The sequence below is a fragment of the Chromobacterium sp. CV08 genome (genome assembly GCF_051129845.1).
Lineage (GTDB): Bacteria > Pseudomonadota > Gammaproteobacteria > Burkholderiales > Chromobacteriaceae > Chromobacterium.
In genome coordinates this window covers 1,405,363-1,418,244 of sequence record NZ_CP150453.1, presented here as the reverse complement: position 1 = coordinate 1,418,244, position 12,882 = coordinate 1,405,363, and the positions used below count along the sequence as shown (strand labels likewise).

Annotated in this window: 6 protein-coding genes, 2 tRNA genes and 3 rRNA genes; 2 read left to right on the top strand and 9 right to left on the bottom strand. The window is 60.5% G+C overall.

What is annotated here, in order from left to right:
* Positions 1-160: 160 nt before the first annotated feature.
* On the top strand, positions 161-2,074 hold the full coding sequence (locus WNM05_RS06775; protein ID WP_434633604.1) for a S53 family peptidase: 1,914 nt from the start codon (positions 161-163) through the stop codon (positions 2,072-2,074).
* A gap of 80 nt (positions 2,075-2,154) precedes the next feature.
* Here the strand turns inward: WNM05_RS06775 and WNM05_RS06770 are convergent, their stop codons facing one another.
* From WNM05_RS06770 to WNM05_RS06760, 3 genes are all read right to left on the bottom strand, one after another.
* Positions 2,155-4,143 (bottom strand): methyl-accepting chemotaxis protein, encoded by a 1,989-nt coding sequence (locus WNM05_RS06770; protein ID WP_434633603.1) that lies wholly within the window; start codon positions 4,141-4,143, stop codon positions 2,155-2,157.
* Positions 4,144-4,347: 204 nt separating this feature from the next.
* On the bottom strand, positions 4,348-4,638 hold the full coding sequence (locus tag WNM05_RS06765; RefSeq protein ID WP_434633601.1) for a glycine zipper domain-containing protein: 291 nt from the start codon (positions 4,636-4,638) through the stop codon (positions 4,348-4,350).
* 110 nt (positions 4,639-4,748) lie between these two features.
* Complete coding sequence (locus tag WNM05_RS06760) at positions 4,749-5,489, bottom strand: acetoacetate decarboxylase (RefSeq protein ID WP_434633599.1); 741 nt, start codon at positions 5,487-5,489, stop codon at positions 4,749-4,751.
* Positions 5,490-5,714: 225 nt separating this feature from the next.
* Between WNM05_RS06760 and WNM05_RS06755 the strand changes: the two genes are divergently transcribed.
* The gene (locus tag WNM05_RS06755; RefSeq protein ID WP_434633597.1) at positions 5,715-6,047 is read left to right on the top strand and encodes a hypothetical protein; all 333 of its coding nucleotides are present in this window, start codon (positions 5,715-5,717) and stop codon (positions 6,045-6,047) included.
* Here WNM05_RS06755 and WNM05_RS06750 read toward each other — a convergent pair.
* The 6 genes from WNM05_RS06750 to WNM05_RS06725 form a co-directional block, all read right to left on the bottom strand.
* Positions 6,044-7,090: an oxidoreductase gene (locus tag WNM05_RS06750; RefSeq protein ID WP_434633596.1), complete on the bottom strand. Its 1,047-nt coding sequence runs from the start codon at positions 7,088-7,090 to the stop codon at positions 6,044-6,046. The two genes, WNM05_RS06755 and WNM05_RS06750, sit on opposite strands and share 4 nt — an antisense overlap.
* A gap of 175 nt (positions 7,091-7,265) precedes the next feature.
* Positions 7,266-7,380 (bottom strand): 5S ribosomal RNA (gene rrf / locus WNM05_RS06745).
* 154 nt (positions 7,381-7,534) lie between these two features.
* Positions 7,535-10,423, bottom strand: a 23S ribosomal RNA gene (locus WNM05_RS06740).
* Between the two features lie 254 nt (positions 10,424-10,677).
* A tRNA-Ala gene (locus WNM05_RS06735) sits at positions 10,678-10,753 on the bottom strand.
* Between the two features lie 122 nt (positions 10,754-10,875).
* Positions 10,876-10,952 (bottom strand) — tRNA-Ile (locus WNM05_RS06730).
* Positions 10,953-11,046: 94 nt separating this feature from the next.
* A 16S ribosomal RNA gene (locus WNM05_RS06725) occupies positions 11,047-12,582 on the bottom strand.
* The 16S, 23S and 5S rRNA genes sit together here with 2 tRNA genes alongside, the layout of an rRNA operon.
* Positions 12,583-12,882: the final 300 nt, after the last annotated feature.

Sequence of the window (12,882 nt, the reverse complement as noted above, 5' to 3'; positions counted from 1 at the left end):
TTCCTATACTGGTCGCGCCAATTTATTCAAATTGGATAGCACGAAACGACCGACGGAAGCCCGAACGCGCCGCACAGGCCCGCAGGAGAAGACGACGCGGCCGTTCCGTCCGGATCGCGCCGCCAAGCGCGACCCACACCATACAAAGGAGAAAGTCGACATGACAAAAACATTCCAAATAAGCAGTCTGGCCGCCGCCCTGCTCGCCGCGGCCTCCTCCGGCGCGATGGCCGCCACCGCCGTCGACCTCGGCAAGGTCGAACAGACCGCGCCGGCGCAGAAACTGACCGTCACCGTCGCCCTGCACCTGCGCGACCGCGACGCCGCCGCGCGCTATCTGCAGGAAGTCCATACGCCGGCCAGCCCGAACTATCATCGCTTCCTGAGTCCGGCGGAATTCCGCGCCCGCTTCGCGCCGACCGACGCCTCCGTCGAGCGGATCAGCGCCCGTCTGCAGGCCGCCGGCCTCGGCGTCAAGCGCATAGGCAGCTCTCTGCTGCAAGTCAGCGGCCCGGCCGCCACCGTACAGAAAGCTTTCGGCGCCGAAGTGCACGTCTTCCAGAACAAGACCGCCGTCCAGGGCGCCTCCCGCTATATCGCGCCGGTTCGCGCCTCCGCGCCGGCGGTGGATCTGAGCGAGGTCCAGGCCGTGATCGGCCTGGACAGCCGCCCGCACTTCCGCCCGCATCTGCGCCAGCTGCCCAACCATCTGCAGCCGGCCGGCGGCGGGAGCGGCGCGCCGGTGACCGGCGGCAACGCCCCCGGCCAATGGACGGTGACCGATCTGGCCCGCTACTACAACATCACGCCGCTGTACAACAAGGGCATACACGGCAAGGGCGCCACCATAGGCATCGTCACGCTGGCCAGCTTCACGCCGTCCGACGCCTTCCAGTACTGGAACCAGCTCGGCCTCGCCGCCGATCCGAACCGGCTGACGGTGGTCGACATCGACGGCGGCCCGGGCGCCCCCAGCGACGACGGCGGCTCCGACGAAACCACGCTGGACGTCGAGCAGTCGGGCGGCATCGCGCCGGCGGCCAAGATCATCGTCTACCAGGCGCCGAACACCACGCAGGGTTTCGTCGACGCCTTCGCCCAGGCGATAGAATCCAACGCCGCGGACACCTTGTCGGTCAGCTGGGGCGAGTGGGAATGGTTCGATCAACAGAGCCAGGCGGCCAATCCGGTGGCCGGCAAGAGCACCGATGTGCTGCAGGCCTACCATGATCTGTTCCTGCAGGCCGCGCTGCAGGGCCAGACCCTATTCGCCGCCGCCGGTGATGCCGGCGCATACGACGTCAACCGCGCCGCCCCGCTGCCGCAATACGGCAAGGTGCTGTCGGTGGACAGCCCGGCCAACCAGCAATTCATCACCGCCGCCGGCGCCACCACCGTGCCCGCCACGCTGACCTTCCACCCGAACGGCAAGGCGATGCAGGTCAAGATCTCCAGCGAACGCACCTGGGGCTGGGACTACCTGGATGGCCTGTGCAAGGCGCTGGGCAAGGATGCCGTCGCCTGCGGCATCTTCCCGGTCGGCGGCGGCGGCGGCGTCAGCGGCTGGATCAGCCGCCCCTTCTACCAGAACTGGGTGCCGGGCATGCAGAACACGCCGGCCGGCCAGCAACTGGTCGACACCAGCCAGACGCCGCCGCAGGTGATCGCCAGCGTGCCCGCCCACTTCAAGGGTCGCAACGTGCCTGACATCTCGATGAACGGCGATCCGGAGACCGGCTACGTGGTGTACTACACGTCCAGCAAGAACGGCTTCTCGGTGCTGAGCAACAACGGCGGCACCAGCTTCGTCGCGCCGCAACTGGCCGGCATCACCGCGCTGCTGAACCAGTCCATGGGCGGTCGCCTGGGCCTGCTCAACTTCTCGCTGTACGGCCTCCTGGCCACCGGCCACGCCTATCACGGCTTCGGCCGCCACGGCGCGCCGCTGCGCGATGTCGCCGCCGGCGGGAACTGGGGCTACGCCGCCCACCGCGGCTACGACCAGGCCACCGGCGTCGGCGTGCCGGACGTCGCCAACCTGGACGCCGCGCTGCGCCGCTACTTCTGGTTCTGACCCCGCCCTGCCGCAATCGGAAACGGCCCCGTACGGGGCCGTTTCTCTCGGCGCTGTTCAAAATCTCTTGAGGGCGGGCCTCAGCGGCCGCCTGCATGGCGGAAGCGGTCCACCAGCTCGGCCAATTGCGACGCCGCGCCGTTCAGCCGCTTCGACAAGGCCGCCACCTCCCCCACCATGTCGGAGTTCGACTCCGCCAGCGAGGCGATGACGCTGATATTGCTGGCAACCTCGCTGCTGGCCTGGCTCTGCTCGGCCATCGCCGCCGCCGTGCCCTGGCTCTTGCTGGCCGCCTCGGCCGCTTCGCCGTGTATGTGTTCCAGATCGCCGACGGTCTGCCCGACCATCTGCATGCCGGACTCCATCCGCTGCCGGGCCTCCTGCATGTGCAGCGCGGCGGTCTGCGTCTCCGAGCGTATGTCCTCGATCAACGCGGTGATGTCCAGCGTCTCCTTGCCGGTACGCTCGGCCAGCTTTCTCACCTCGTCGGCGACGACGGCGAAGCCTCGGCCCATTTCACCGGCTCGCGCCGCCTCTATCGCCGCGTTCAAAGCCAATAGATTGGTCTGGTCGGCGATTTCGCGGATGGCCGTGATGATGGACCGGATATCCTCCGACTTGCGCTGCAAGGTCTCGATGCGGCCGCCGGCGTCGTCCAGCACGCTGGCGGTCTGGCTGATCGCGGTCGCGGTGCTGCTCATCCTCTCCCGGCCGCCGGTCACGCTGCTCTGCATCTGCTGCGCGACCGCCAGCGACAGCCGGGTATTGTCGCTGACCGCCTCGATCCCGGCCGTCATCTGCTCGACCGCCGCCGCGATCTGCGCCGCCGACTGGCTTTGGGTGTTGGAGGCATCGGCCGCACGCTGCGAAATCGACAACATCGCGTCGGCGGCGTCCACCACCTGGTGCGCATTGTCCTTGACCTGCCCAAGCGTCTGGGCAAAGGCCTCGACCAACTGGTCGAAGGCCAGGCCCATCCGGGCGACCTCGTCGGCGCCGTCGATCTTCGCGCGCGGCCCCAGATCGAGATCGCGGCTCATCGTCGTCATCAAGCCCTCCAGATACAGCACCGGGCCGTGGACGCTGCGGTAGATCAGCCATCCCATCACGCACAGCAACAGGATCACCAGGCCGGAGCCCGTCAGCGTCCATTGCAGATCGCGCCGCGCCTGATCCACCTTGCCGGCCACCTGCTGCGCCAGACTCTGCAGCAATTGATCCTGCAAGGCCTTCAGCGCGCCGATGCGCGCGGTCGTCGCCTTGAACCAGTCGGCGGCGGCCATGCCCAGCGGCTGGCCCAGCGGCGTCTTCAGCAGCTTGTCGCGCATGCCCTGCACCCGCTGGTTCTCCGGCCCCTGCTCCAGCGCATCCATCTGGCCGCGCAAGGCCTCCGGCGCCATCAAGGCGAACTGGCCTTTGCAAGCCTGCTGCCTGGCCGCCAGACCGGCCGCCTGCGCGAACGCCGCCTGATCGAAAGCCCCGGCGTTGAGCGCGCCGTTGACGAAACCCCGCTCCCGGCCGGCGAACTCCTTCTCGCACTGCAGGCTGAGCAGCGCCGCGGTGCTGCGTAGCAGATCGCCGTCGCTATTGGCCTGCGCCAGATTCGCGATCAGGCCGATCAGGCCGTCGATACGGCTGGAATACGCCGCAAACGCGTCGGCCGGCGCGACACCGCGGCCGGCCACCCTGCCGCGCAGGGCCTGCAACTCGCTCAATTGGCGCCCCGTCTCCTTCGCGCCCGCCGCTATCGTACCGTCACTCAAACCGTCGGCCTGCTGCTGAAACGCGGTCAGGCTCTTGTCGCTGGCCCTTCGGGCCTGATTCAACGCATCGGGCAGGACCGCCGCCTTGCCGCTGAGAAAACCGTTGCTCAGACCGCGCTCGGCCTGCAGATCATGGATCAGCTGGCTGGAAACGACGGCCAAGGCAATCAGCCGGTCGGAGCGCTGCATCTCGTCCAGCGTATGCAGACGGTCGCGGGCCAATACCATCGCCAGCACAATCATCACAAGCGAAAACGGCACGATCAACAGCAGCAGCTTATTGGCCAGCGACAGTCGCGACAGCATGATCCACCTCTCCCAAGCATCGAATGCGCAGCCGGCGCCCGCTCCACCCGCGAACGAAGCTCCCCATACATCGGCCCCGGAAAACCCGATGCGGCGGCAATGGCAGCCGTCCGCACCATTACTCTTTCTAGTCGACTGATGCAAAAAGCGCCCGGAATCCGGGCGCTTTCGCGGCAATACGGGCAGGCGGGGTCCCGCAGCCGGTCAACGGCAGCGGTGATGGCGATGATGCCGATGGCAACGCTTGTAACGCGGTCTGTCGTCGTCCCTGCGCTCGGCGTTGCGGCCGTAGTTGTTGCCGATGGCGGCGCCGGCGCCGCCGCCGAGCGCGCCGCCCAGAATGGCGCCGTCTCGACCGCCGACCGAATGGCCGATCGCCGCGCCCGCCGCGCCGCCGAGCGCGCCGCCGACTATGGTGCTGGTGGCGGTATCGGCGCAGGCCGCGCCTGCGAACAGGCTCAGGCCCAGGGCAAACATCAGAACGCTAGACTTCATTGCTATCACTCGCTGGAAAATCGAAGCCAAAGCATAAGGCTTGCCCCGAACGGCGTCTGTATCCGAATGTTAGCAATTGTTCGCATTCATTTACATGACCGCCGCCGTCGCTACTGCTGCAGATAGTCGAAGGCCACCACGCCGAGATCCAGCGTCAGATCGCAGATGAAATGCCGCGCCGACAACACTTCCAGCACCGGCAGCTGGGACACCGGCGCCAGCGCGTGCGGATGCAGTTCCAGCGAGCCCGGCGCGCTCCAGGCGCCTTTGATCGTAACGTCGGTGGTATGGTAGCGCACCAGCTCGCAGATCCGCGGCGTGCCGTCGACATGCGGAATGATCTTCAGCAGGAAGTTAGGCTCCGCCAGGCTGGCCAGCAAACCGGCCTGATCCAGCGTCTGATACTTGTAGCCCATCGTGCCGGTGGCGACGCGCACCGGGCCGAAATCCAGGCTGCCGACCAAGGTGTCCTGATGCACCTCCAAGCGCGGCCGACCCGCCTTCTTCGGAAATCCCCACAACTCGCGCCCACCGGCCAGCGGCGGCTGGTCGTCCAGGAACATAGAATGCACATAGCTGCCGCGCACCCCCTGAAAAGTCACCGGAATCACCTGCCCGCTCTCGGAATAGTCGCCGAAACCGGTGGAATCCGGCATCCGGATGAATTCATACTTGACCACCGGCTCCGCCGGCAACAGCGGCTCCGGCAACACGGCCTCGATCGCCGCCGGATCGGTCCGATAAGTGATGACCATGTATTCCCGGTTGACGAAGCGGTACGGGCCGGGCGGGAAGGCCGGGCTGGTCAGCGGCATCGCATAGGCGTGATTCCGCACTTCTTGCTGTTTCATCGAGGTCCTCCTCATATCAAGACGCAAAGACAGGCCACGGACGCGGCTGCCATCTGGCGGGCAAGGCCAAGATAAGCCGGCTTCGGCCAGGCCTCAATATGCTGAACGGACAGCGGGCTGCCGCCGCAACGTCAATCCCCTACTGATGGGCGGGGAGTTGACTGATGCGGCAAGCCCGACCATGATGGCAGGCAAACACACCCCCGGCTTCAGACAGGACACCCAATGAACGCAGCCAAGAAAATCCGCCGTTTCATCGAAGAAGGACACGATCCGCAACAGATGCAGGTGCTGAAAGAACTGGCCGCCGCGCTGGAAATGGGCCGCTCCTTCGATCTGAGCCAACTGTACGACATCGACATGCGCTACTTCGACGTCGCCATCGACCTGTTGAAGGATTGGCGCTTCGATCATCACATCAGCTCGCGCAGCAAACTGCTGGAGCAGCTGCTGACCGAAATCGCGCCGCAGCAGCGCGCAGCATCCAGCGCGGAAGAGGTCATCGCCGGCGTACAGCAGTCCATGGAAACCGGCGACAAGAAGAAAACCAAACGCTAGCCGGCCAGACTGTCGGCCGCCGTCTGCCAGGCCTGCAGATCGGCGCTGCGCAGCCCCAGTTCCAGCAGGGCCATCACCCGCCAGGCTTCGCGCGCCGGCACCGGATTGGCTCCCCCGGCCAGAATCGCGTCGCGCACCGTAGCGTAATACCGCGTGTAGGCGCCGTCCGGCCCCGCATAGTCGGCCGTCTCTCCGGCGGCTCCCATCACCCGCCCCGGATGCGGATCACGTCCCCAGCCCGGCCCTCCCGGCCGGATCCCTGCTTTCAAGGCATCCTCCTGCGTATCCAGACCATATTTGGTGAAGCTGCCTTCGCTGCCATGGACGATGAAGCGCGGTCCGGCATCGGCCACCAGCGTGCCGGCATGCAGCAATACCCGCTTGTCCGGATAGCGCAGCAAGGCGTGGAACCAGTCGTCGCCGACCGCCCCGTCGCGCAGCACCGCCAATTCCAGCAAGATGGCCTGCGGCAGACCAAACAGCTGCACCGCCTGGTCGAGCAGGTGCGGCCCCAGGTCGTACCACAGCCCGGCGCCCGGCTGGTCGGACTCGCGCCAGCGCTGCCTCGCCTGCGGCCGGTAACGATCGAAATGCGACTCGAAATGCACGATGCGTCCCAGGCGCCCGTCCTGCAACAAGCCGCGCAAGGCCAGAAAATCGGCGTCCCATCGACGATTGTGAAACACCGACAGCAAGCGGCCTTCCCGTTCCGCCAATTCGCACAGCTGGCGGGCCTCGTCGGCCCGCACCGTGAACGGCTTGTCCACCACCACATGCTTGCCGGCTCGCAAAGCCGCCTGGGCCAGCGGGAAGTGGCTGTCGTTCGGCGTCGCGATCACCACCAGATCGATATCGTCGGCCGCCAGCAAGTCTTCCGGCGCGGCGAACAGCCTGGCATCAGGCAGCGCCCTCCTCACCTGCTCCGGCCTGCTTGAGGCCACTGCGGCCAGTTCCATGCCATCGGTCGCCTGCAGCAAGGGGGCATGAAAGGTCGCACCGGCATAGCCGTATCCCAGTAAACCGGCCCGCAATCGTTCAGTCATCTCGCTCCTCCAGTTCAAGCCCCTATGATACGTTGGCGAGCGGTAGAACCGGAATCCCGTGCCGCTAGCCGGAAACGACAAAGCCCCGCCGGATACCCGGCAGGGCTTGTGTTTGGGGGCGCGGCCCACCAATGCACAAAGCCCAGCTCGTCTGAGCTGGGCTTCGTTATTGGGCGTCTGGCGGTGTCCTACTTTCACATGGCGAATGCCACACTATCATCGGCGCTAAGGCGTTTCACGGTCCTGTTCGGGATGGGAAGGCGTGGGACCACCTCGCTATGGCCACCAGACATAAACTGGTACAAACTCAAGAAGCCTGAATCAGAACATCGCCCTGATTCTCGAATATTCGGTATTTAATTGTGTCGCACACACACTCTATCTCGCGTCTCGGCAGCTAAACGAATCTCAGATTCGCACGCTATCCCAAGCCACTCAAATGATAGGATCAAGCCTCACGAGCAATTAGTATCGGTTAGCTTCACGCCTCACAGCGCTTCCACACCCGACCTATCAACGTCCTGGTCTCGAACGACTCTTCAGGGAGGTCAAGCCTCCAGGGAAGTCTCATCTTCAGGCAAGTTTCCCGCTTAGATGCTTTCAGCGGTTATCTCTTCCGAACTTAGCTACCCGGCGATGCCACTGGCGTGACAACCGGTACACCAGAGGTTCGTCCACTCCGGTCCTCTCGTACTAGGAGCAGCCCCCGTCAAACTTCCAACGCCCACTGCAGATAGGGACCAAACTGTCTCACGACGTTTTGAACCCAGCTCACGTACCACTTTAAATGGCGAACAGCCATACCCTTGGGACCGGCTACAGCCCCAGGATGTGATGAGCCGACATCGAGGTGCCAAACACCGCCGTCGATGTGAACTCTTGGGCGGTATCAGCCTGTTATCCCCGGAGTACCTTTTATCCGTTGAGCGATGGCCCTTCCATTCAGAACCACCGGATCACTATGTCCTGCTTTCGCACCTGCTCGACTTGTCGGTCTCGCAGTTAAGCTACCTTTTGCCATTGCACTATCAGCACGATTTCCGACCGTACCTAGGTAACCTTCGAACTCCTCCGTTACACTTTGGGAGGAGACCGCCCCAGTCAAACTGCCTACCATGCACTGTCCCCAATCCGGATCACGGACCAAGGTTAGAACCTCAAACACACCAGGGTGGTATTTCAAGGTCGGCTCCACTGAAACTAGCGTCTCAGCTTCAAAGCCTCCCACCTATCCTACACAAGTCTGTTCAAAGTCCAATGCAAAGCTACAGTAAAGGTTCACGGGGTCTTTCCGTCTAGCAGCGGGGAGATTGCATCTTCACAAACACTTCAACTTCGCTGAGTCTCAGGAGGAGACAGTGTGGCCATCGTTACGCCATTCGTGCGGGTCGGAACTTACCCGACAAGGAATTTCGCTACCTTAGGACCGTTATAGTTACGGCCGCCGTTTACCGGGGCTTCGATCAAGAGCTTGCACCCCATCACTTAACCTTCCGGCACCGGGCAGGCGTCACACCGTATACGTCCACTTTCGTGTTGGCACAGTGCTGTGTTTTTGTTAAACAGTCGCAGCCACCGATTCTCTGCGACCTGTCGAAGCTTCAGACGCGAAGTCCTACACCTCAACAGGCATACCTTCTCCCGAAGTTACGGTATCAATTTGCCGAGTTCCTTCTCCTGAGTTCTCTCAAGCGCCTTAGAATTCTCATCCTGCCCACCTGTGTCGGTTTGCGGTACGGTTCTTATGTAGCTGAAGCTTAGTGGCTTTTCCTGGAAGCGTGGTATCAGTCACTTCGGGTCCGTAGACCCTCGTTATCACGTCTCGGCCTTAAGGAGAGGCGGATTTGCCTACCTCTCCAGCCTACCGGCTTGAACAGACACTTCCAACCGTCTGCTGACCTAACCTTCTCCGTCCCCACATCGCACTACATAAAAGTACGGGAATTTTAACCCGTTTCCCATCGACTACGCTTTTCAGCCTCGCCTTAGGGGCCGACTCACCCTACGCCGATGAACGTTGCGTAGGAAACCTTGGGCTTTCGGCGAGCGGGCTTTTCACCCGCTTTATCGCTACTCATGTCAGCATTCGCACTTCTGATATCTCCAGCATCCCTTACGAGACACCTTCACAGACCTACAGAACGCTCCCCTACCACGCACAGTAAACTGTGCATCCGCAGCTTCGGTTATCAGTTTGAGCCCCGTTACATCTTCCGCGCAGGACGACTCGACCAGTGAGCTATTACGCTTTCTTTAAATGATGGCTGCTTCTAAGCCAACATCCTGGCTGTCTAGGCCTTCCCACTTCGTTTACCACTTAACTGATCATTTGGGACCTTAGCTGGCGGTCTGGGTTGTTTCCCTCTTGACGATGGACGTTAGCACCCACCGTCTGTCTCCCATGCTCGCACTTTCCGGTATTCAGAGTTTGCCATGGTTTGGTAAATCGCAATGACCCCCTAGCCATAACAGTGCTTTACCCCCGGAAGTGATACATGAGGCACTACCTAAATAGTTTTCGGGGAGAACCAGCTATCTCCGAGTTTGTTTAGCCTTTCACCCCTATCCACAGCTCATCCCCTAGTTTTGCAACACTAGTGGGTTCGGACCTCCAGTGCGTGTTACCGCACCTTCATCCTGGCCATGGATAGATCACTCGGTTTCGGGTCTACGCCCAGCAACTCAATCGCCCTATTCGGACTCGGTTTCCCTACGCCTCCCCTATTCGGTTAAGCTTGCTACTGAACGTAAGTCGCTGACCCATTATACAAAAGGTACGCAGTCACGGAACAAGTCCGCTCCCACTGTTTGTATGCATCCGGTTTCAGGTTCTATTTCACTCCCCTCCCGGGGTTCTTTTCGCCTTTCCCTCACGGTACTGGTTCACTATCGGTCGATCACGAGTATTTAGCCTTGGAGGATGGTCCCCCCATCTTCAGACAGGATTTCGCGTGTCCCGCCCTACTTCTCGTATGCCTAGTTCTTGCGATGCGTTTTCGTGTACGGGGCTATCACCCACTACGGCTGGACTTTCCATTCCATTCCACTAACGCAACTCATAACACATACAGGCTGTTCCGCGTTCGCTCGCCACTACTTACGGAATCTCGGTTGATTTCTATTCCTCGAGTTACTTAGATGTTTCAGTTCACTCGGTTCGCCTCCACTGACCTATGGATTCAGTCAGGGATCTCCTTGCGGAGGGGTTTCCCCATTCGGACATCGCGGGATCAAAGCTCTATTGCCAGCTCCCCCGCGCTTTTCGCAGGCTTACACGTCCTTCATCGCCTGTGATCGCCAAGGCATCCACCAGATGCACTTAGTCGCTTGACCCTATCATTTCAGTAACCTAGATCACCAAAACGACAGAGAGTGTTTGTGCGACGACTGCACCGCCCCTTTTGATATGGCGACGCAGCCTTAGATACAATCAAATACCCAAGATGACGATTCATTCAACAGAAGAGTTAACTCCTGCTGTTTGTCTCGCCGTCTTATATATTCGGCTTCTTCAGTTTGTTAAAGATCGGGCGTTTCAACAACGCAAACAGAATCAAACTTTTCAATTCGATTTTGTTTGCGGCGTATGGTGGAGGATGACGGGATCGAACCGACGACCCCCTGCTTGCAAAGCAGGTGCTCTCCCAACTGAGCTAATCCCCCTCTTTTTGTCCCATGCTGCGTTGCTCCGTCGCTCGTGTACATCTGTACACGTCGCGCCCTCGCGCCTTGCCTGGCACAAAAATGGCTTTCTGTAGTGCTCATCAGAACACCCAGAGTGTAACTGGTGGGTCTGGTAGGACTCGAACCTACGACCCCTGCGTTATCAACACAGTGCTCTAACCAGCTGAGCTACAAACCCAGTTGACTTATGAGATCGTGCTCTGCACAACCTCAATGCCCTTCAAATCAAATAACCGATAGGCTGTAAGTACTTGGCAATCGCCATTCTCTAGAAAGGAGGTGATCCAGCCGCAGGTTCCCCTACGGCTACCTTGTTACGACTTCACCCCAGTCATGAATCCCACCGTGGTAAGCGGCCTCCTTGCGGTTAGCCTACCCACTTCTGGTGAAACTCACTCCCATGGTGTGACGGGCGGTGTGTACAAGACCCGGGAACGTATTCACCGCAGCATGCTGATCTGCGATTACTAGCGATTCCGACTTCACGCACTCGAGTTGCAGAGTGCGATCCGGACTACGATCGGTTTTCTGAGATTAGCTCCACCTCGCGGCTTGGCAACCCTCTGTACCGACCATTGTATGACGTGTGAAGCCCTGCTCATAAGGGCCATGAGGACTTGACGTCATCCCCACCTTCCTCCGGTTTGTCACCGGCAGTCTCATTAGAGTGCCCAACCAAATGATGGCAACTAATGACAAGGGTTGCGCTCGTTGCGGGACTTAACCCAACATCTCACGACACGAGCTGACGACAGCCATGCAGCACCTGTGTTACGGCTCCCTTTCGGGCACCAAGCCATCTCTGGCAAGTTCCGTACATGTCAAGAGCAGGTAAGGTTTTTCGCGTTGCATCGAATTAATCCACATCATCCACCGCTTGTGCGGGTCCCCGTCAATTCCTTTGAGTTTTAACCTTGCGGCCGTACTCCCCAGGCGGTCAATTTCACGCGTTAGCTACGCTACCAAGGATTCAAACCCCCAACAGCTAATTGACATCGTTTAGGGCGTGGACTACCAGGGTATCTAATCCTGTTTGCTCCCCACGCTTTCGTGCATGAGCGTCAGTGTCATCCCAGGGGGCTGCCTTCGCCATCGGTATTCCTCCACATCTCTACGCATTTCACTGCTACACGTGGAATTCTACCCCCCTCTGACGCACTCTAGTCGTGCAGTCTCCAATGCCGTTCCCAGGTTGAGCCCGGGGCTTTCACATCAGACTTGCACAACCGCCTGCGCACGCTTTACGCCCAGTAATTCCGATTAACGCTCGCACCCTACGTATTACCGCGGCTGCTGGCACGTAGTTAGCCGGTGCTTATTCTTCAGGTACTGTCATCCCCCAAGGGTATTAACCCTGGGGATTTCCTCCCTGACAAAAGTCCTTTACAACCCGAAGGCCTTCTTCAGACACGCGGCATGGCTGGATCAGGCTTGCGCCCATTGTCCAAAATTCCCCACTGCTGCCTCCCGTAGGAGTCTGGGCCGTGTCTCAGTCCCAGTGTGGCGGATCATCCTCTCAGACCCGCTACTGATCGTCGCCTTGGTGAGCCTTTACCTCCCCAACTAGCTAATCAGACATCGGCTGCTCGTATAACGTGAGGCCTTACGGTCCCCCACTTTCCCCCTCAGGGCGTATGCGGTATTAATCCGGCTTTCGCCGAGCTATCCCCCATTACACGGCACATTCCGATGCATTACTCACCCGTTCGCCACTCGTCAGCGGTGCAAGCACCCTGTTACCGTTCGACTTGCATGTGTAAAGCATGCCGCCAGCGTTCAATCTGAGCCAGGATCAAACTCTTCAGTTCAATCTCATAGCAATTTTCTGGCACGCAAGTTCAAAGAAATAACTGGTATTTCCTATCTCTTGCAGTGCAAGTGTCGGCTTTCGCCAAGCACTTACACCTATCGGTTATTCGTTCTGTTAAAGAGCGGTGCCGATCGCTGCGTCGTCTTCGTCGGGAACCGTTTCGTTTCCGTCGTTTCGTTCGCTGCGTCAGCTGAGGAGGCGAACTATACGCCCCGCCCCCGGACCCGTCAACACCTTTTGCGATAAATTTCGCAGAATTCCTTCAGACAAACCACAAAGCCATGATTTCAAAAGAAAA